The sequence below is a fragment of the Pseudomonas sp. K2I15 genome (genome assembly GCF_002204795.1).
GTDB lineage: Bacteria > Pseudomonadota > Gammaproteobacteria > Pseudomonadales > Pseudomonadaceae > Aquipseudomonas.
On record NZ_NIXO01000004.1, the window covers coordinates 12,107 to 32,995 of the forward strand.

The following is a 20,889-nucleotide window of genomic DNA, read 5'->3' on the forward strand; positions in this document are numbered from 1 at the left end:
ACCCAATACCAGAAAGTATCGTGCCCGCAGATGATAATAAGCTTGATAGCTATTTTCCTATACGAAGTAAAGGTAATGAATTTGACTGGGGTGTTATCACCGGGCTCATCTTGAGCTATATTTTAAGATTGCAAATTAAAAACTATAGTATCGAGGACTTTCGCTCGGAATGTGAGAAGCATATGTCGGAGCTGCTCGGAAGTCATGATCATGGTTTTTTGGCTGTGCTTGAAAGAATGTACTTTTCTACTAATGACGTTTTGAAAATATCACCATTATTCCTTCTCTTTAAAGCCCAGTACAACGGGAGCGGCAAGGCTACTTTAGGGGCGTCGAACTGGAGAATGGGTGCGCTTTTTGCGAGCCTTCTGGGCGACCAAAAAACAGAAAGCGAACTCCCTCAAAAGCTTAATTTTTTGGAGGTTGAAATATTAAATGTATTGTCAGCCCGGTTAAAACCTGCCGCAGAAGTGCTTTTCGCTGAGGAACGGCCGTATCTCCCTTACCTAGCAGAGAAATTTAAACTCGATATTAGTTTTTTGTCTGGGCATCCCACGTATTTACTCGAACACCTTGAAGACGCTTTAAAGTTATATGCGTTTTCCTATTGCAGTCAGCTTGCGTTGAATATTCGAGCTTGGAAAGAAGGCTGTCCAGTTAGCCGAAAGCTTTATTTTATTCTAGACTCTGAAAAAGCCAGTGCTGAACGTTCAATGGTACAAAACCACGGTTATAAGATGTTTTCAAAAGCTTCTGAGTATTTGTTTCCTATACTTTCCGCTTTGGAAGTTCTCCAGCTTCAAGGGTCGAAGCGTCCTCTATGGCAGGTTTATGATGAATGTAATAGTTATTCTGATCACGTCCAGCTGCTAACAGATTTGAATAACTACCTGTCGGCGTTCATAGAGCTGCGTGTACTACCTAAGCAGGCACCATCAACAACTGTCGAAGAGGCTTTCACGCAACTTGAAAAGGTCGCGGTTGGTCAATTCCGCGACGAGAAGACAAAGCGCTCGGACGTAAATAAAAAATACATGATCGCACTTGAGGACCAGATCGGAGCTGAATTCATACAGTCCAGAGGTAGGGCAGGGCGTGTGCTAGTACTGAATCAAGATCAATTGGTATTATTAACAAATTTATCAATTGGCTTGCGTGATAAGTTGAGACTGCACGAGCTGATAGATGAGTTTAGATCCAGAGGTTTCTATCTTGATAGCCAATCACAGCAAGTGCTCGTTTCCTTTTACGAACGTATGGGGAACATCGAAAGGATGAGCGATAGTGGAGACGCAGTTTATGTCCGCAAAACCATATGAAAACTTTATGGTAGAGTGCCTGCTTAAGTCGATTAGTAAGGATATGCAGCCAGGCTCTCGTTATCAATTTAAGTCCTCAGACGACAAAAATTCTTTTAAGTTGTACGAAGCGTTTATGGTTTTTTCGTCTGAAAAAAGTATGATGTTTAATGGACAGAAGTTGAGTTATATAGAGGTTAATGGTGTCCGCTTAATTTTTGTTATGCAGGGTGTGTCAGAAGTTGGGTTTACCGAGAACTATATATCACATCTGCGTGATCAAGTTGCAGGTCAAGGCGGGGTATTCAAGGGTAGTGCGCTTTTATATGTTCATAATAGTATGCTGGATACGCTAATTAATAGTGCTAGTGATGTAGCGGCTGAAGGTGCAATATGGCACCCAAAGTTTTTCCAAGATGAATTATACCTTCTAGTTGACAAAGCAGTAGCGCATGCCTCTCTGTTCGTTTGTTTATTAGAAGATCAACTACGAGTGATAGTTGAAGACGGAGCAACGATTTTTGGTTTTGCCTCGTTGTACAAATCTCTTTCTGGAGGTGTGCTTGAGTTTGAGGAACTTGGTCTGTTTAAGGATCCTATCATTCTCCAAATGAGGGAGCAAACTCCTCAGATCAAACGGAGGCTCGACGAAAATAGGTCGCTACGTCGAGAGATAGAGTTTTGTGTTGCCAATTATCGAGATCAACTTGATGGTGTGCTAACTAAGTTTAGCCCTAAATTTATTAAGGCCCATTTTGAAGATGCTAAGGATTGGCAGTCTTTAAATTTCGAGGCCTTCTCTACCGAGATACGTTCAAACAAAACTCCGAAACTTGTCCTTGCAGACATTAAGGTGGAACGAGCTACTGCTGAGCCCCGAACTAAGAGCATGACAAAAGCTGGCCAGCGAGAAATAAGCTTACTTATGCATTACGTGCCAGGTGCTACGGATGTACTGATCAGTTTAGACTTTTCCGGAAGTGAGCTTCAGGCGTCTGATATAAGAGTAGTTAGTCGGCACGGCATTATCGACCACAAAATTGATGTTAAATCTATTGCAGGAGGAGCATCAGCTAGGATTAAGGTGTTCCCCCAGCAAAAAATTTCTTTCTTTAGTATTGAACTCAATCGGACTAACAAGGCAGAAGAGTATAAAGTGAGATGTCTGTTAGTAGAGGAAGGTTTATTTGAGCTTAATAGGTTTAAAACTTGTTTCAAACTTGAGCCTACTAAGCCAATCCTTACTCTTCAGCTAGAGGAGAACAAGCTATCAATTGGTCCATCCATTTCGAATATCTGGACTTTAACCGGCTCACAAGATGTTGTCGACTGGAACGTTTATGGAACGGTTGACTTTAACGCTGTCGCGAACCAAAGCGATATAATTCAGTTTTGGTTGGAAAGTTCAGGTCATAAAATATTTATAAATATTGAGGGTGCAAGCGCAAATACTGGCCTGGTAACCCCTTTATTATTTGATCGGGAACGATATAACAAGCTATTTAGAGACGACGGTAACGCGGAGTATAATCGAGCAAAGCGTCGGGTAATTTTAGATAATTCGGAACACACACTTGTAGGTGTAAGGCATCAACTTATAGAGTTTGAAGCATACTTGGTTGACAATCGAAAGCTTAACAAACTTTCTGATAATTCATTACACATAGATGACCTCCAGTATTCGCATCCAGAGCTTCATGGCGGCTACGTTAGACTATTTGATTACTATGACCAATACAAAACACTTCCTAGTCTATGTGCTTGGGGCCCTGAGTATTGTGAGATAGTGCAAGCCTTGCTTGATGCGTACGAAGATGCGTTGACGGCCATTCGGTTGAATCAAGTACTTTCGATTGAAGATCGAATGCTTCTTCAGATCGGTCTTCACGTGCATGAAGACAAAGAACGGTTGTCGCCTATTCACCCTCTTACGCTAGTTTACCATTTACAATTGGTACATGAGATTTTGCTGGAGAGGGATAAAAAAGGTAGCTTCTCATTTTTTGAACTACCGGAGGTCACGACAGAGCGTCTCGTAGCTTCTGGGTTGTTGCCATATATATACCATAGTGATGCTGACTACGCGAACTTGGTGCCAGTAAGGGAGAATCAGTTTTGGATAGATTTGATCCCTCAGCGTAAAGGAAGCAGTCAATACGTACGACGGCTTGTTAAGGACAAACTTACCGAGTTTACCAAGGCCTACACAAGGTTGTTCGAGGGTGGTCGGAGCAGCACGCTGATTGTTAACGCGATAAATCAAGGTCAGGCTAAAGAGTTATTCTTGGGGATAATTGATTTTTTCAAAGAGGACTTGCTTCACAATAAGAGTTGGCTTCATGTTAATTTTTATGATCAAGATGTGCTTCAAAATCAATTCGATCTCTTTGCTGAAGCGGGAACTTATGATAAAGCCCAAGAGCTGCTCGGGCTCAAAAGTGGTCAGCTTCGCGCCGATGTAGATACCTTAATCGACTATGTCAGGGGCCGATTAACGTATAGTAAGTTCCCTTCACCTACCTCCGATACTACGCTTGAATATGCACATCTTGCTTTTTTTAAAAATGATGTTCCAGTTGATAAACAAGATGTGAATATAGACAACCAGCTTAGCGGTGTATTGTGCGGCGGCTTGATATCTGGCGAAGCAGCGGAGACAAAAGGTCAAAGCTATTTTACAGCTTTTGGGCTGCGCGATGTTGACACCTCGGACGTGCAAAGTTTGAGGTTCGCTAGGCTGATTGGAATGCTATGGAAGCCTTCTCGACACCCCAATGCACAGTACTTAGGCACTGGTATTGGTTTGGCGGTTAGCCCTGATTTTAAAGAGCTTCTTATACGCTCGTACGATAGTGCTTTGTGGACCACTATAATCGATCCAAAAGTGACGCTAGATTTCTTTACTAGCCAGAAAGATGTGGTCTTGATTCACTATTCTGACCAATACACTAGTAGTGCTGGATATGACGCAATAACCGTTACGAAGCAAATCGAGCTATTTCAAAGACTGATCAAAGCGGATAGTAGCGTGGTTAGCGATAGGCTGCTTTCCGAATTTAATGCATTTAATGGTGAGTGGTTGTTAAAAATGCTGACGGCTCCAGCAAAAGATCGAAAAGAAAAGCACGGGATCATTGGCGCCTATAAGTTTGTTAACGCGATTCTGCGAAAATCCGATATCTGCTGGGTACCGCTGTCGGTAGCGGAGATGATTCGGGTGTCCGGTAATGTTGGTCTAAAGATGTCAGAGGGGGATTTTTCAAGGAAATTGCAAGGTTACAAAAAGGGCGCAATCTCTGATGATGTATTATTTGTGGGGTTACATGATGATGCTCTTTATCTTCTGCCACTTGAAGTGAAAACGGGTGCTCACCCGGATTATGAATATGCTGCTAAACAAGCAGCTGAGTTAAAGCGATATCTTGTAGATGATGTGCTTGGCCCTGACACTCTTGCTGGAAAGATGTATCGCTCGCTGTTTGTCCGTCAGATTTTTATTCAGCTTGAAAAGTTTAGGCTATACCAGGTACTAGTTGACGAAAAAGCTGAAAAATTGCTCGCGGCTCGTCAAAAATGGCTAAAAGGCGATTACGCTATCAAAAATTTATCTCATTACCCCGAGGGATTTGTCCTTGCGCATGTGGATAGCGATTGCTGTTTTGGACCTAGCTACAAAATGCGTGATCCAGATATCTTGCAAATCGAACTTCCTTATGCATTGTTGCCGACATTGATTGCGGCGGATAGTAATGCTGGTCTCGATGCTTTGGTTGAATCGTGCCACGTACCGCAAGAATACGTTCTCGTGAAGTCTATGGGCTTAATGAGCAAGTCAGCCTCAGTGGCCAATTTGAGCCTAGACGAATCAGTTAGCTCTGTTCACAGTCAGCACTACCAACGTTCCGAGACTGAGGACAGTTTTGTTAAGAAAAAATCTGAGCAAATAGACTGCGACCATCAATTAAGTGTGCCAATTGTAGGGCCTCTTCAAGTTTTGTTTGGCCATGAAGCCCTGCACGGTGCACCATTATTTTGGGAGCCAACCAATACCGATAAGTTCATGAATACCAATACTGGGATTATCGGCACTATGGGTACTGGGAAGACGCAGTTTACTAAGTCTCTGGTAACTCAGCTCATCAGGAACGAAATGTCTAATGTGGGTGGTGCGCCGATTGGTTTACTGATTTTTGACTATAAATCAGATTACGTCGACCCAGAATTCATAGCTTCTAATAATGTAAGCTGTATGAAGCTTCACAGGCTACCTTATAATCCGCTTAGCCTTTACGGAAACATGCCAATGTTACCGGTGCATACAGCAACTGGTTTTGCAGAAACTATGGCCAAGGCATTTGGGCTTGGACAAAAACAACAGTTTCGGCTTCGCAAACTGATTCTAGAGGCGTATGAGCGTGCTGGTATTAGCGTCTCCGACCCCAAAAGTTGGACGCTCCCTTGCCCCACTATATTTGCGGTTTGGAAACTTTTTCTCGCCCAAGACAAAATAGAAGAAGACTCTTTATATGCGGCGCTGGATAGCTTAGCTACGTATGAGATATTCGAATCAGATCCAAAAATGGTTACTCCGCTTTATGAAATGCTCAGAGGCGTAACAGTTATCGAGTTGGCGGGGTACTCTCCCCAAATTCAAAACCTCGTTGTGGCTTTGACGTTAGACTTGTTTTACGTTCAAATGCAGAAGCAGGGAAAGCCGAGGGTTGTTGGTAATTTGCGTCAACTAACCAAAATGATCCTTGTAGATGAAGCGGATAACTTCATGAAAGAGGACTTTCAAAGCTTGCGAAAAATACTGAAGGAAGGTCGTGAGTACGGTGTAGGAGTAATATTATCAACTCAAGAAATTACCCACTTTAAGACTGGCGAGAATAACTACGCGTCATATATTTTGACTTGGGTTATTCATCGAGTTGCGGAAATAAAAAATTCAGAAGTAAAAGCGTTATTCAATAAAGATGATAAAGCGGATCAAGAAAAATTAATGGAAGAAATAAGAAAATTGGAGAAGCACTATAGTCTTTATGTTGATGGTGACAAAAAAATTGTAAAGATGCGGGATCGAGCTTTCTGGGAGCTATAGATTTAATATTAGGACTTCGGCTATCGCTTGAGCATGTTACATCACGGCGGGAAATCCCGCTGTGATGTAGGGACGGACTTTTCGGTTTGGCGTTAAATTGCGCTAACAAAATCTTTCAAACTGCGATGATTCCGCAGTGACGCTACCCCGTCATGCACATGGGCGGCCCAAGCTTTTGCCATTTGTTTGGGGTCAAAATTTGAATAGTGTAGCCTCAGTACTAACTCTGTAACTACTGCTGTTTCTCCTAACCATGTTATCTTGTCCAAGACAAGTGCCCCATCGAGCTTCTTTTCGTCCTGTATATATCTGTGTCCTGCTTCTATTGATCTGAAGAACGCGATGCGAGCAGCAACATTCGGCGTGATGCCTGTATAGGCTTTGAGCTTCTTCAGTTGCTCTTCCGTATCCAGAGAAAGCTGCATTCTATTAGGCAGCATAAAACTTTCCTCCTTCAGTCTGATTCCAGAAATAGCCGTTTTGCAGCTTGGAAGATCTGCTAGATTCTTCAAACTCTATACGAAACGAATGTGATACTGATGAATTTAGCTTCTCCGCGAAGTATTGTTCATGGACTTCAGTATCGGTGGATAAAATGATGACTTGATGACTCGCATTAGGAAAGTAGTTTTCAATCAATGTATCACGATGGTGCGAGTCGAGACGACCCAATGGGGTATCAATAATGACAGGAAGCTCACGCCCGGAGCTTTTAGCTAAGGCGTCAAGAATTGAAAGCGCGTATATTTGTTTTTCACCAGCAGAGAGACTATCTCTGTCGATAGTAATACCTTGTTCATCGATAAGCTCAACATCGAATGTCTCAGGGTTGATCTTGGCTGAAATCTGCAATTTTTTCTTCCGCGCGAGTCGATGATAAGCTTCTTCGAACTTTCGCTCTAACTTTTCGACGCGAGCTTGCGTCAAATTTTTAGCATATTGATCCAACATATCTAACGTGCGCTCTGCATTTTGCACTGCGGTAGAAGCGTCATGCTGCGATCGCCTGCTGTCATGCAAACGTTGTAACTTACGACTACAATCTAACTGATCTGCTAAGGCTCCTTTAGCTTTTTCTAAGAGAGACCGATATTCATTCTGTGCGATTTGCCGTTTTCCATCTAGCTCTCGAATTGACTGGACGACACCCAGCAACTGCTCGTCATCAGGAGCGCGGTCAATGTTTGCAGCCGCTTGTTCCAAAGCGTGCTCTACTGCGAACAAGCTACTTCGTGCCTCTTCAAATCGTGCCCTAGCGCGCCCCGCCTCAACGTGTGTGGAATTTGTAAGCGCACCTAGCTCGCGCTCCGATATATCCAAATTCACCTCACCACGAGGCTGACCTGCAATATAGCCATCAAGCTCCCCAGTTAAAATCTTGATGGTTTCCGCTTTTTGCTGACTTGTTTCGAAACTCTTAGTCTTTTCAATTTGGCGCATGAACACAGAAAACTGATTAGCGAAAGCGTTGGTGTGTTTTATTTGGGCTTCAATGTTTAGTTGATCAACCAATCTCGCAATCGTATTGGGAGCTAGTGTGAAAGGGAATGTCCCTTCTAGTTCTAGTCTTATAGAACGCTCAAACTGCGCTTTGTCCCTTATGAGCAAATCTACCTTCGATTGTTCTTGCGCTTTTGAAGCCGCGAATGCCCCGCCTTGAGCGGCCAGGCTACCTTCTTGTTTTCTGATTTCATTGTCCATTAAACCTAACGACATCTTCGCCAGGTCAGCGGCATATCGAAAGTTCTCAGCACTTTTACCAAGTCCGTAGCTTTTTTCTTCAAGCTCGGACAACTCTTTTTTATAATCGGCCTCGGAACCGCGAGTGGCTTGGCGTTTTATATATATAACCAGGTCATTCCTAAGCTTTTCAATTAAGTCCAAGCCTAGTAGTCGACGAACAGCGGCTTGTAACGTTTTCCCGGTCTTGTCTTCTGCTAACGCAGCGATCTTTTCACCGTCGAAGAAGAAAAGATCGGCAATACCGCTCGGGATCAACTCATTTAAAAAGCCCTGGCACTGCTCATAGTTTAATTCACTCAGCTCAACGCCATTCTGCTGAAGGGTCAATTCGTCCTTCGAACCTCTGGACCAACTGCGCTTTACAGTAAATTCAGATTGCTCCCCGGCTTTATTGTAAGTGAACACTAGCATCACCGATGCAGAATCCCCTTGACAGCTATCCCCTTCCCCGTTATGAATCAGTGATGATAACTTTTCGATATAATCCTGAGTGGTATGGAGTTCACCAAATGCTAGCCGTCCATACAGAGCTAATCTAATTGCTGTTAGGATTGACGTTTTACCCGATCCATTAAGTCCACCAAAAAGAATAATTGGCTTTTCTCCAGGTGGCATCGGCTCCAAAGCCATTTCGTGCTTGCCTTGGAAGACCCTGAAATTTTCTACCGTCAACTTCTTAATGATCATTTTTTGTCCCCCTCTGGACCGGCAACAACTGTTGTGCCGCTCCTTGAAGCTGTGCTGTCACATCTAGCAATTCACGTTCAATTTTTTCTATATCGAGCTTGTGAATATCTCGTTCATGCTTTTTTTGCAACTGGGCTTGATCTTCTTCAATTTCAGCAAGCGAACCCCAATCTTTGGAAAGGATACTTTCAATCTTTTCGAATATGCCGTGGCGTCGACTAAGTCCTTCCATTGAAACTTCAAGCTCGATCAGTTTCATAACCATCTCGGCAGGCGCCCCTGTCTCAAGCGATACCTCCCTCAGTAATGCCGCATCGAGTTGATCAAATTGTGACTGGTCATCAACTATCCATGCCAGATTTCGGTTGTATACTTCTTGATATATCTTCGGTAGTTCATCAGCCCAGTCCGGCTCGTTCGGATCTCTAAGCCAATGCTGACGTATTACATGCAGTTCTGGCTCTGTAATCAAAGATATTTCATGGCCATCTTTATTAAGATCCCGTTCGAGTATAAGAAGCTCTTTCAACCAGGTTTTCCGGTATTTTAGCCAGTATGGGCCCGGAATATGTTTGCGCGCCGTTGTTAGGTCTTCACCATCTTTCGCATACTGGTAAGTAACCTTGCCATTCCGGCGCTTGTAGTTACGGTAAGTGTCTTTTTGCTCAGGCTCAGTTGTTTTGGCCAGGACGTCACGGAAAGACAACAGCGGTAGCATCCAGTCTTCACCATTTTGGATGAGGTTTTCCATTGCTCTGTCTTTGGATACTACAGTACACGTCCAGCACCCAAATCTAGAGTTACCGCAAGATGGTGTGCTTTCATCAATTACTAGTGGGCACTCGCCTTGGCTTGATGAGTGCATGTAAAGCGTCCAAAGAGGACGGTTATTTCCACCCCAAGGTGTCTCCCATTCCTCAATGTCATTAGACGAGTATTTAAATGCGCCACGCAGTAGACCCCATACTTCTTCGGTGCTCCATGTGTCAATAGGTGTATATATAAAAGCATTCGAAAGTGAGGTGTGTCTGGCCAGTCTCGAGCCATCTATCCTATGTTTTGCTATTACTTGGGCTCGTGACGAGCTTTCGTCACTTCTTGCCCCTAGAAGGATAATTACTTCTTCGAACTGACTAATTTTTTCCCGGATGAACTCGCTTACCGGATTGATTTTCATCCTTTCTGTGCACCAGCGGAAGCTACGGCTAGGCGCGGGGTATCCTTTCCCTAGCAAGTTTACCCAAAACGTTTCGCCTACCTTTGGCATAACAGTATGTTGAGTTATTGGAAGTCCATCGCGACGCGCGGACTGCTCTATCAATTTCATACTGGTTTTGATTAGATCGACGACTACAGGTGTTTCAACCAACGTATCAGATGTTACAAGAAATACATCTTTTTTTCTTAACTCTGGTGGCAGTCCGAGTAATGCCAAGTACACTAGTGTAGCGACTGCTGTCGAGTCTTTTCCTCCGCTATATCCAATAATCCAAGGTCGGTTGTCAAGGCAGTAAATCCTTTGTACCTCGGAAACGTATTCAGCGAGCGGTCTACCAGCGATTAACTCATTATTTATGAATTCTTCGTAATCTGCGAGATCATGTGAGAGTGCTAACATTTTGGTCATTTTTCCGGTAGCTGCTGCTCAAGTTCAACTTCTTCATCAGTCAAAGGAACTTTAATTATGTTTTTAAGTGCGTTACACGTCAGCCGAATCGCTGATATGGATTTACTTAATTTTCCATGCGACATAGTCCTGCGAAGCCACTCAGGGTTTGTCTTTCGCCAATCCACATCGCGGATTTTTTCGAGTTCTGTTACCCATGTATCCGGCTTATAAGCTATGAGGCTTCTACCTAACAGACCTAAGGCATGCAATCCGACCGCATGTGCATGCACATACTCTTGCCTCAAATGAGCAGGAGAAATACTCTTGGACATGGCCATTTGCCAATCAGGCATATGTTTATAAAGATTTTCCCAGTACGTAGCTGCTAGCTCTGCTTCGTCAGTACTGTATCCATCCTTTGGCCCCTTACCTAGAAGGGACCTTGTAGCTTGCTTTATACTGCTTAGAGTGAACAGTTTGCTGGATAACGCTGATACGCTTGACCGTTCCATTTCTGTCAGGCCAATGAACGGTACGGTAGCTCGTGCGAGGTGCCGTGCAAGTTCTGATGACGGGTCGCGGTGATCATACAAGGTCGAGAGAGACGGACTTGGCTTAATGGCGTGCTTGTTAAGATCAGCGAACATTTGCTGGCTTCGCTTCAAACCTTCGTCCACAAAAAACATTACAGGAATATTATCCTGACCAAGTTCGGGTCTTTCCTGAAGTGCTTGCTCTATCGCTTTTCTTCGGTGTTGCCCGTCATTAATCAATATCTGTGCATCCATAGGAACCCGCAATGTTCCTAAATTATGCGACGCTGGATACTCTTCAAAAGCGATATCTACCGCAATAGATGCAGTTAAGGCCGAGAACACATAGTCGTCGGGATTTTCCAGCAGGTACCTAACCATCTCTGGTATCCGTGTTTTATTTAGCGTGCGCTGGGCTCTCAGCTCAGGTGGAACTTCCGATTCGTCAAAGCTGAAGATTTTAGGAATTATTCTCATCGGGCACGTGGCGATGTAAAAAGGCCTACCTGCCTGCATCCCTCTGACGGCAGGGAAGGAGTAGCAATAGTCGACATCGAGCGATTTCATTTTCCGGGTAAGCCTGGGCTAGATGAGATTAATGCCCCATTTTACCCCATGCTTCGTCATTTTTTCACGTAATAATTTTATTTTTGACGTAGCCTGCACACAGCTACGGCACTCAGATGGGCTCAAGCCTCCACAATCCATTGCCGGTCATCGGACCCCTCGGGGGTATAGTTGCGTACCGTTAGCCTCTGGGAGCAAGACGTAATGCCCTGAGCAGAGCGTAGGTACAGCGTACCTGGCAGGGCGTGGACGTCGGGAGATGCTTATGCCTTTTTTGCAGGTCAAGGAGCCAAACTGTGCCCAAGTTAGAGGGCATTCTTTCTGCGATCACCGAGGATGTGCACGCGGTGCTCCACACGTTTTGAGAACCCACATAAAGGATGATTATCCATGGGGAATGAGAAAAAAATCGCGGACGAACGAGACGTCCTCGAAGCAGCAAGTAGCCTCCTGAGAGACCTATATGGGCACTTCGTGATCGATCCCAAGCAGATCGACAGGCCTGATGCCGCGATAGATGCCAGCGAGCCTAAGAAGCGAATCGGAATCGAGATTACATCTGTAGATGACCAGAAGGACAAGGCATACCTCAACGACGAAAAGTTTGGAAAGGACATCACACGCCAGCAGGTTGAAAACTTCCTGCGCGATGGGAGTTACACCATTGCCCCACGCAAGAAAATCGACATCGACGTCCATGCCAAGTACATCTACAAGGGTGCGGTAAAGAAGCTGGACGACCACAAGGTGTACGCCAACTCCGGAACCTTCGATGAGGTGATCTTGCTTTGCTACAGCGACTACATCACCCCGGAACTATCTGCGAAGCTTGGAATCATCGAGTGGACGAATTTCTTTCTGAGCGCCGACGATTTCCCCTATGACAAGGTCATTTACGCAAACGTGGAAGACCAAAAAGCTGCGGTGGTATACGAGCGAGGCGAGCCTCCCAAACAAAAACCTTTGCGCTACGAGTCAGCGACTACCACTGTTATCCAGGGCAGCTTCACGCCTATGGGCGCTGAGTTCAATATGAACAACACAGCCAATCAAGCTCCTCTCATCAGGCCCAAGCAATTTCGCAAGAAGGGCAAAAAGTAGCCTCGACTCCAGCCAAGTCTCGCGCTGCGGGGATTGAACGCCAGGAGCCATGGTCTCAGGCAGGCAGTCTCCACTGCTCCGACAGGCATCGGCAAGCTCTCAGGGGCAGGTTCATTATAAAAAGCGGTGTCGTAACAATGCATGGAGCAAGCCAGCGCGACCATTGTGGGATAGCCTCGCAAGCTTGTTGAAGCAAGCCACGATCCTGCGGTTTTCTTTCAACCAGCCAAGCATGGGTTCGACGATGTTGCGCTACCGGTATCGGTGTGGATGATGAATCGGGCCTGGTGCATAGCGTGGTGTGCACCAGGCCAATGTGGCAGATGTCACGCAGGTCGATAAACTGCTGCACGGCGACGAAAACGTAGTCTGTGCCGATGCCGGTTATACCGGAGTGGAGAAGCGCCCCGAGCATGAAGGTCGCCAGGTCATCTGGCAGATAGCCGCCCGGCGCAGCACCTACCATAAACTGGGCAAGCGCAGCGTCCTGTATAAAGCCAAGCGCAAGATCGAAAAAAGCCAAGGCGCAGATAAGGGCGAAGGTCGAACACCCGTTCCGGGTGATCAAGCGCCAGTTCGGTTATGTGAAGACGCGCTTCCGTGGCCTGGCCAAGAACACGGCACAGCTGGTGATGCTGTTTGCACTGTCGAATCTGTGGATGGCTCGCCGACATTTACTGAGCGATGCAGGAGAGGTGCGCCTGCAATGCGGGGAATAGTCGCTTCGAGGTGCTCGCAGCGGCTAAAAAGACAGGAATGAGTGAGTGATCTCAGCGTTTTGGATCGACTCGCCACTTTCAGAAACGGCGGTGGCCGAAGTCAGCCAGAAACACATGGCTACTTCAGACCATCCCTAGGTGTCGCAAGAGTCCTATAACAAGAAAGGTTCTCAGGTTCGCTCTACGCCTTTCTGTCTGCGCGTGAAACTAAATTGTTGGTTGAAAGAGTTTCAAAAAGCAGGCTTGACTGATGTACAGAGCATTTAATGGCAGCGTCTACAGGCTAAATTTTTATTCGATCGATATCATCGACCCTTTGAAGTGGATATCTATCCAGTATATTCTGATGCGGAAAGTAGAAAAATCAGAAGATCACTAGCTGTTGATCTAGAATATCACATAGCAAGTCGCGTAGTTAATTTGGGGGGATGATGACAATCGTCGGAGCAATACAGAAAGTCTTATCCCAAGATGGGCGGGCTCTCACGCATAAAGAGATATACGATTGCATAATTACAAACGGGTATTATGAGTTCGGGGCCAAAGATCCAATTTCGATTGTTAGGAATAAATTAAGAAAACATTGTGTTGGAGTTGATTTTCCCAGCGCTAGCCCTCGGAAGTTATTTGCTATTGCGAAGCAAGAAAAAAATGGCACTGCATCGTATTATGAACTTTGGGATGGTAAGTCATCCAATGCCTTTAAGGAAACAACGGGGTTAAAGGACTTAATATCGGAAGAGCTTATATATAAAAGCCATAAAGTACATATTCTAAATATAAAGAATCAGCTTCTAGATTGTATCAAATCGTCAGACCCTGCCTTCTTCGAAAAAATTGTTGTAGACCTGCTGTTAAAGATGGGTTACGGCTGGCATAGCTCACTCGCTGGGCACGTCACCGGTGGGAGAGGTGATGGAGGTATAGACGGCATTATATATGAAGATAAACTTGGTTTAGATCGGATATATATACAAGCTAAGCGGTACAAGGGGAATTTCGTCAGTCCTAGTGATATTAGGAATTTCATTGGTGCGATGTCCCTTAGAGGTGCTAGAAAGGGCGTATTTTTTACATCCTCTGACTTTACGGCGGAAGCAACGAAGCAAGCCGGGCAGGCACAAGGTATGAACATCACGCTCATCAACGGTCAATTGCTTTGTGATTATTTGGTTCAGCACGAAATGGGGATAGAAAAGATTGTTACCTATCCGGTTTACGAGATAGACCGCAATTTTTTCAATGACGAATGACACCGATCAGAGGGTGAATCAGTTGTTTTTTGCTTGTCGATTTTCTAATGTGATCTACAAACTGATTCTTGCGCCTCACGAAAGTTTAAAATTGATGCTCTGAAGTAGATAAATTTAATTTTTTTAGCAAGGGTTTAAGATGAAAATTAAAGCAACTGATCCTGATTTGAGCACTATCTACTCAAGAATTAAAGATGAGAGTCTTGATTTGCAGCCTGATTTTCAAAGGGCGGAAGTTTGGAGGATTCCAAAAAAGAAATTATTGATTGATACTATTCTAAGGGATTGGCAAGTACCTCCTGTGCATGTTGTTTTAAATGAAGATTCGATGGTTCAAGAAGTTCTGGATGGGCAGCAGCGCTTAAGTGCCATACGGGATTTTATGGATGATAGGTTTAGGGTGGACGGCCGAATAGAGCCTTTTGATGACGATCTTAATGATCTAAATGGTATGTTCTATTCGCAACTTCCGAACAAGGTAAAAAATAGGTTCGATCGGTACGCAATTAGGGTTTTTGAGATTTTAGAATATAATCAGGGAGAACCTGGTGAGTTGTTTAATAGGTTAAATGAGTCCTTAAAATTAACTTCGGCTGAAAAGAGAAATGCTTATGTTGGGGCCCTTCGTACCCAAATAAAGTCTTTGGTTGATGAGCTTGATATTAATGACATTGATAAAAGATTTTTGGGGTTTAGTAATCAGCGAATGGCTTATCACGATCTTTTTATTAAGCTGTGCTACATGTTGGAGGCTAGATCTGTCACAGCCTCATTTACTGAAAAGCAGCTGAATGATCGCGCTAGAGAAGACAGACCATTTGCCACTACTATCGTGAGTGCAGTGAAAACTGCAATCAAAGTGATCGGAGCAGCTAAAGAAGAATTGGACGAGGCAGGGAAAATAATTCACGTTACAAAAGCTTCGATAAATAGTTGGTTATTCTTTATAGCTTATCAAAAATTGACGACTCGAAAATTTGAAGAGAATTCGCTTATAGAGGCGTTTGTGAGTTTTGAGGCGGACAGGGCTTATTATCGCACATTGAATAAAGCACCGCGTAGAAGTTATTCTCTAGGCTATGAGGTTGTTAATGAGCTTTTTTCTATATTTGGAACTCGTTCTACGTCGAGAGTTACTACGGTCAGTTCCCTGGTGATTCGTGATAGCATAATATCGCTTTTTTATTATATGTATCAATCCGATTCGTTGAGCGAGTTCAATAGTTCTAAAGCGTCCTCGATGAAAACTTTGATCGAGTCGCTCGCTGTTAGCGATAAACCAGTAGTTGTCGTGGTTGAGGAGTTTGCTGATGATGTAATTTGGGAGGCTGCATTGTGAAGAAAGCACTGCTGGCGGACTATCGAAGATACATAGATGAATGTAAGCAGTTTTCATTCTATATGGAGGGGATTACGTTAGAAGGTGTTGATGGAATAGAAGATACCAAACTGAGTTTTTCTTCTGCATTGATTTCAATTTGCGGCAGAAATGGGGTTGGGAAAACTTCCTTCCTAAAACTTATCTATAGGGTTCTAACAAAAGAAGATCTTGGGCTGGGCGTTTTTAGTGAAAGTAATATAGATAATGTGAGCGTAGAATTAATCAGAAGAGGAAAGCCCATAATTGTAAAAGCTAACGATGAAACAAAGGTTCCAAAGGTTTTTTATTTTGACCCATCTACGTTTGCATTAAAAATAATAGATGAGTATAAGCGTGATGAGGAAAGAAATGGCTGGCTCAATGGTACTGCCGCTAATGATCTAGATAGCGAAACTTTGCGGTGGGTTAATAAAATTACTGGCAAGTCTTATGATAGAATAACTATTAGTGAGGTGAGTGGTATCATTGATGATACTGTTTTTCCATATTTTGAAGTTAGTGCTGGTTCGCGAATTTATCATACGCAAGACATGGGCCAGGGAGAGCATAAAATACTGATAATGGTTTGGAGGCTTATCTCCTTAGACAAAGAGAGTATATTGATTGTCGAGGAGCCTGAGTCATTCATCTGCCCGGTTAGTCAGATCAGGCTAATGGAATTTATCGTTACTCTAGCGTTCGAAAAAAAAATAAACATTGTAATGTCTACGCATTCTGAGCATATTTTACAAGGGCAAGGCATAAAGGCTATAAACGTTATGTCGCAGGTGGCGAAGAGAAGGATTGTGCCCGATCACTTGAAAGCTTTGTCTGCGCTAGGACTTACTCCAGAGAAGAAAAATGTTTTGTTAGTTGAGGACTCTTTTGCAAAATTAGTCCTAGAAAGTATTCTAAAAGCCAAGCTCCCTGATTTTTTTATGCGGAGTTATATTCATGTATTGGCTGGCGAGTCCAATATTCAAATGCTTTCTAAGCATTATCGTGGCATAACTGGGTTGAGTTTCACCGCAGTTTATGACGCGGATCAAATTACTCGGAATGATAATTTTGTTTCGAATATTGCGAAGGTATTCTTGCCGTCAGTCGATAAGCTACCGCCTGAAGCTGAGGTGATCAAAGCAATTAAACAGCACGCTACTCTTTTGGCTCAACGAATTGACTTTCCTGATGATTATCACGAATTTGTAGCAATCGTAAATAAGATGACTAGCGATCCTCACGACTTCTTTTTAGATCTGGTGAGTGAACTTGAGGGGCTTGAGATTTTCTACAATGTAAACGAGCTAAAGCAAAAATCCATCAAGTTGTGGATCGAGCTTAATTCTATTTTAATAGATTATTTTGTTTTTGAGCTTCAAAATATAACCAATAATATATTTGTAAATGTGATGGAAAAAGATGATGGTGATATAAGTCGATTTGGGAGTGTAGGAGTCAATTTAACTTATGAGCTTGACAAAAAATTTGATTCGTTCCCTGCTGGACAATGTAAGGGTAAGTTGATGCACTGTCATGTATCTCAGAAAATTATGCTAACGCTTTTAAATTGACTTCGATGTCTGTGTCTCATAGATAAAATAAGCCTTGTTGATAGTAAACCTCGCTTGCAATTTTTAGGGGCGATGTCAATAGGGCGCTTGTCAAGGAAGCAGATTTCGATATTGATTGGGGTTCACATGATCGGCTTTTTTGGGGGACTAGTTCCGAGCAATCCTTATGGCATTATGGCCAACTAGAGAACACTACTCATAAATCCGGAGAGAAATTGTGTCGAGGAACTACTGGGGTTTTCGTATCGACAAACGCAATATTATGTTTTTCCGGCAACAACTAGAGCATGGTCGCCTTCACCAGGGATGGGGGAAGCACCCAGAACAAGAACTGACCAATCCGCACCTTAGCGGTGGTGCTAAACGCAATCTACCAATCTACAACAAGGTAAAAAAAGGCGACATCCTTTTGGTCCCAAGGCTACCTAACTACCATGAGGTGGTCATCTTGGAGGCAACAGAAGACTTCAACCTTGGCTATACCTATGCGCCCGATCCTGTGTTCAGGGACTATGGGCACAGTTTCCCGGTTAAACGGCTCAAGCAGTTCACCCGCAAGAACTCCAACGTATCTGGCAGGATCCGCGCTGCGCTGGGTTCTCGCTCAAGGTTCTGGGACCTGAATGGATGCGCCGAAGAAATTGAAGCGCTGATCACTCTGGCTGACGAGGCCATGCGCTCGACTCAAAGCTTCAGTGATCGCTTTACTGAGGCGGTCCAAGACAGCTTTGCAGACTCATTCAATGAACACAAATTCGCTGCTTCGCTGTACGAAAAAGTACAGAGCGGTTTCTCCAACGCGGAATGGGAGTTTGCCTTGGTTGACGGATTGAAACGCCTGTTCCCAGCCCCTTGTAAGGTAGAGCGTCGCGGTGGCCCAGAAGAATCCCATCATGGCACCGATATTTCCATCACGATTCCTGGCTTGACTGATTACAGCTACTTAATCGCTATCCAAGTAAAGGACTACATCGGTAAAGTATCAGAAGCTCCGCTGAACCAACTCAACAAAGCAGATGCTTACTGGTGTAACGATCAAAAGGTTCGCTTGATCGACAAGATATTGATAGTAACCAAAGCTAATGCGGAGCAGAATTGTCAACTCGCCGAAAACCAACACGGCATCACGGTCCTGTTTGGTCATGATGTCCAGGCCCTCCTGCTACGAATAGGAAAGGCTTATAAAGGTCTCCAAGATTAGCTATCTTAATCACACTTGGATTACTAGATATAGCAGACTTACTGCTTTTGGCGTTTCACGGTCTAAGGCGAGAGCATCAGCTAGTAAAGGTAGTAGCCAGCGTCTTGTGATACGGATCGTTGGCAGGTTTTAGTCGCGGTGTAATGGCATATTTTGTTTATACTGTCAGGTACCTATTGAAAAGAGATACGTCATGTCTAAACTTGCAGAGTTCCGCCAGCTAGAAAAGCACCTCGCCGAGCAACTCGAAGCTCTTGATCCGTCATCAGGCGATTTGTCAGTAAAGGGGAGGTATCTAGTGGACGTGAGCCCGCTACATGCACTCACTCACGGTCCTCAAACTCAATATCTTCATAAGCAATGCCTGCTTTCTGAAGCCGAGCTTGGATTTTGTATTTGAGGTATGTCCATGTGTCAACGCCTTGATCGGCGCATGTGCTTATATCGAGGCATAGGGCTGTAACCTCAAGATCTACCTTCTCATCTCCATTCTCGTCGTAGAAGGAAATCTCCTCTACAGACCTATAGTCCTCACCGTCATACTGAGTTCGTACCACAAAAGTTTTCTTCATCGTGTCCTACTGTCGAGTGGGATGGAAGCGAGCAAGCGCAGCCGTTGATTAGCGGTACAGACGTACGAATACTCTTCACTAGCTAACGTCCGACCGGTAACCGAATTGGACCAGCTTGGGCTGGTGCAGCTACGTCGACTCTGTAGGAGTATTTGAAGATGAAAAGTCAGGTCTATTCCAACTTGCTGATATAGGCCATCAAATGCGCTTTACCCGCATCGCTAAGCCGAAAGTAACGTTCAAGCAGCTCCGCTTCATCATGGCAGTAGGCGTAAAAGTAAGCAGTAGGTAGGTCAAGCTCGGCTGCAACCCGCTCAATTAGCTCAGGGGCGGGAACACGCTTACCAAGCTCATATCTATTCATTCGGGTGCTTGCGGAGGCCGGCTCAAGACCGATACGTATGCCCAGCTCTTCTTGAGAGAGATTGGCACGTAACCGTGCGTACTTCAGCCGGATTGATAGCGTACTACTGGTCATGGCGTCGTCTAGTAATTCAGTGACGTCATGGTGCGATTTGCTGCTTTTCTTAATACTACCGATTTGGTAGCTTTGGCCGACGATGGCAAATCAGTGGCTCGGAAGCGCTGAGGTGGCCGTCACTACGGAAAAATCAAAGGGATAATATTCATGGTCTTGGACCACAAAACGTTGCTGGGACGCCGTTTGCTTGCGCTCGCAGTACCACTCGGCTGTGTTCTGTTAGCGGGGTGCGGCGGTGACGGTGAGTTGCCTAAAGAGAAGAACTCCGTGGCCACATCGGCTCCAGAAAAAGCGGGAGCGATTGACTCAACGGCCGCAGACCGGGTGGTGATGCAACAACTTGCGCAAGAAAATGCTCCACGCGTGGTCACCTTCCAAGATCCAGGGATAGGTGAGCCAAGTGCCTATCTTGACGCCAAGCAGCCAATGACGACTTTCAATCTTTATAATGCTAAGCGGGATTGGAACGAGGTTCCCGAAGATATCGCTGACTCTATTGGGGATGCGTTCAACGTCCGTACAGTTAGTCCCGAGCTTTATCGATTGGCTGCTGAGAGATTGTCTGAGCAAGACACATTTAAAAAACGGGATCTGACGACCGCGCTCGGCGTCTTGGTGGGACAGGAAGCTGAACAAAATAAGCAGCGCAATTTAGTAAAATTAAGTTCTGATGATTGGGCTCCAATTTCCCTGAGCAGCTATGATCCTCAAGCTAAAGGCTTCCGAATAGATAACTGCTTGTTTTCGGATAAGCTTGATTACACTGATGAAGAAAAGCGCAATCAGACCTCCCTAGCTAGAGCGTCCAAACTTCGGTGCTATATAAATCCTGGACCAACTTCTTATTATCTCGGGTTTCAAGGCGGTTCTGACGTACTACTAGATGTTCCCAGTGAATCGCTCGCGCGCGAAATAGAAAGCTCTAAAGGAAACTTGAAGATCGATATTTACGGCTACGTGAAATCCGTAGGGCGTGAGCGATTTGCAGGAGAGTTTGGTCCTCAACGATTCGTCTTAATCGGTCCGCAGCGTATTGATATCAAAAGCCCTGACGGCAAGATTATCTATTCCAAGAATATTTAACGTTACTCAA

General features: G+C 44.5%; 13 protein-coding genes and 3 pseudogenes. 10 read left to right on the forward strand and 6 right to left on the reverse strand.

The genetic code is table 11. The features are described 5' to 3' along the window. The first annotated feature begins 20 nt into the window (after positions 1-20). Both dptG and dptH read left to right on the forward strand, forming a co-directional pair. A complete protein-coding gene (gene dptG / locus CEC48_RS04440; RefSeq protein ID WP_218192524.1) occupies positions 21-1,319 on the forward strand; it encodes a DNA phosphorothioation-dependent restriction protein DptG in 1,299 nt (432 codons plus the stop codon). After that, positions 1,300-6,399 (forward strand): DNA phosphorothioation-dependent restriction protein DptH, encoded by a 5,100-nt coding sequence (gene dptH / locus CEC48_RS04445; protein ID WP_088422765.1) that lies wholly within the window; start codon positions 1,300-1,302, stop codon positions 6,397-6,399. The genes dptG and dptH overlap by 20 nt, the downstream gene beginning before the upstream one ends. A gap of 92 nt (positions 6,400-6,491) precedes the next feature. On the opposite strand, the gene dndE is transcribed toward dptH, so the two are convergent. Genes dndE through dndB form a run of 4 tightly spaced genes read right to left on the reverse strand, consistent with a single transcriptional unit; the run spans position 6,492 to position 11,538 of the window. Next, entirely contained in the window at positions 6,492-6,839 is a 348-nt protein-coding gene (dndE, locus tag CEC48_RS04450) for a DNA sulfur modification protein DndE (RefSeq protein ID WP_088422652.1), read from the reverse strand. Beyond that, entirely contained in the window at positions 6,829-8,829 is a 2,001-nt protein-coding gene (gene dndD / locus CEC48_RS04455) for a DNA sulfur modification protein DndD (protein ID WP_088422653.1), read from the reverse strand. The genes dndE and dndD overlap by 11 nt, the downstream gene beginning before the upstream one ends. Next, positions 8,819-10,456, reverse strand: a complete 1,638-nt coding sequence (dndC, locus tag CEC48_RS04460; protein WP_088422654.1) for a DNA phosphorothioation system sulfurtransferase DndC — start codon at positions 10,454-10,456, stop codon at positions 8,819-8,821. The genes dndD and dndC overlap by 11 nt, the downstream gene beginning before the upstream one ends. Beyond that, positions 10,453-11,538, reverse strand: coding sequence for a DNA sulfur modification protein DndB (gene dndB, locus CEC48_RS04465; RefSeq protein ID WP_088422655.1), 1,086 nt, complete (start codon positions 11,536-11,538; stop codon positions 10,453-10,455). The genes dndC and dndB overlap by 4 nt, the downstream gene beginning before the upstream one ends. A 390-nt stretch (positions 11,539-11,928) precedes the next feature. Between dndB and CEC48_RS04470 the strand changes: the two genes are divergently transcribed. Continuing rightward, positions 11,929-12,639 carry a hypothetical protein gene (locus tag CEC48_RS04470; protein WP_088422656.1) on the forward strand — a complete coding sequence of 237 codons (711 nt, stop codon included), beginning with the start codon at positions 11,929-11,931 and terminating at the stop codon, positions 12,637-12,639. 134 nt (positions 12,640-12,773) lie between these two features. Here the strand turns inward: CEC48_RS04470 and CEC48_RS31755 are convergent. Further along, positions 12,774-12,891, reverse strand: a pseudogene (locus tag CEC48_RS31755) (IS5/IS1182 family transposase); the annotation flags it as partial. Between the two features lie 64 nt (positions 12,892-12,955). Between CEC48_RS31755 and CEC48_RS04475 the strand changes: the two are divergent. From CEC48_RS04475 to CEC48_RS30875, 6 genes and pseudogenes are all read left to right on the forward strand, one after another. Next, positions 12,956-13,358, forward strand: a pseudogene (locus tag CEC48_RS04475) (transposase). 431 nt (positions 13,359-13,789) lie between these two features. Next, positions 13,790-14,611 carry a restriction endonuclease gene (locus tag CEC48_RS04480; RefSeq protein WP_088422766.1) on the forward strand — a complete coding sequence of 274 codons (822 nt, stop codon included), beginning with the start codon at positions 13,790-13,792 and terminating at the stop codon, positions 14,609-14,611. Positions 14,612-14,750: 139 nt separating this feature from the next. Continuing rightward, complete coding sequence (locus CEC48_RS04485) at positions 14,751-15,950, forward strand: DUF262 domain-containing protein (protein WP_088422657.1); 1,200 nt, start codon at positions 14,751-14,753, stop codon at positions 15,948-15,950. Then, positions 15,947-17,542 carry an AAA family ATPase gene (locus CEC48_RS04490; protein WP_088422658.1) on the forward strand — a complete coding sequence of 532 codons (1,596 nt, stop codon included), beginning with the start codon at positions 15,947-15,949 and terminating at the stop codon, positions 17,540-17,542. Before CEC48_RS04485 ends, CEC48_RS04490 begins: the two co-directional genes overlap by 4 nt. Before the next feature lie 217 nt (positions 17,543-17,759). Beyond that, positions 17,760-18,743: a hypothetical protein gene (locus tag CEC48_RS04495; RefSeq protein ID WP_088422659.1), complete on the forward strand. Its 984-nt coding sequence runs from the start codon at positions 17,760-17,762 to the stop codon at positions 18,741-18,743. Positions 18,744-18,936: 193 nt separating this feature from the next. After that, positions 18,937-19,029 (forward strand): annotated as a pseudogene (locus CEC48_RS30875) (transcriptional regulator); the annotation flags it as partial. A 458-nt stretch (positions 19,030-19,487) separates the two neighbouring features. Here the strand turns inward: CEC48_RS30875 and CEC48_RS04505 are convergent. Beyond that, positions 19,488-19,793, reverse strand: a complete 306-nt coding sequence (locus CEC48_RS04505) for a helix-turn-helix domain-containing protein (protein WP_088422661.1) — start codon at positions 19,791-19,793, stop codon at positions 19,488-19,490. Between the two features lie 150 nt (positions 19,794-19,943). On the opposite strand from CEC48_RS04505, the gene CEC48_RS04510 reads away from it, so the two are divergent. Then, positions 19,944-20,879, forward strand: a complete 936-nt coding sequence (locus CEC48_RS04510) for a hypothetical protein (protein WP_088422662.1) — start codon at positions 19,944-19,946, stop codon at positions 20,877-20,879. Positions 20,880-20,889 lie beyond the last annotated feature (10 nt).

Excerpts from the sequence above, each read along its gene's own strand:
- dptH (WP_088422765.1), top strand. The coding sequence starts at position 1,300 with ATGTCCGCAAAACCATATGAAAACTTTATGGTAGAGTGCCTGCTTAAG.
- dndE (WP_088422652.1), bottom strand. The coding sequence starts at position 6,839 with ATGCTGCCTAATAGAATGCAGCTTTCTCTGGATACGGAAGAGCAACTG.
- dndD (WP_088422653.1), bottom strand. The coding sequence starts at position 8,829 with ATGATCATTAAGAAGTTGACGGTAGAAAATTTCAGGGTCTTCCAAGGC.
- dndC (WP_088422654.1), bottom strand. The coding sequence starts at position 10,456 with ATGACCAAAATGTTAGCACTCTCACATGATCTCGCAGATTACGAAGAA.
- dndB (WP_088422655.1), bottom strand. The coding sequence starts at position 11,538 with ATGAAATCGCTCGATGTCGACTATTGCTACTCCTTCCCTGCCGTCAGA.
- CEC48_RS04470 (WP_088422656.1), top strand. The coding sequence starts at position 11,929 with ATGGGGAATGAGAAAAAAATCGCGGACGAACGAGACGTCCTCGAAGCA.
- CEC48_RS04480 (WP_088422766.1), top strand. The coding sequence starts at position 13,790 with ATGACAATCGTCGGAGCAATACAGAAAGTCTTATCCCAAGATGGGCGG.
- CEC48_RS04485 (WP_088422657.1), top strand. The coding sequence starts at position 14,751 with ATGAAAATTAAAGCAACTGATCCTGATTTGAGCACTATCTACTCAAGA.
- CEC48_RS04505 (WP_088422661.1), bottom strand. The coding sequence starts at position 19,793 with ATGACCAGTAGTACGCTATCAATCCGGCTGAAGTACGCACGGTTACGT.
- CEC48_RS04510 (WP_088422662.1), top strand. The coding sequence starts at position 19,944 with ATGGTCTTGGACCACAAAACGTTGCTGGGACGCCGTTTGCTTGCGCTC.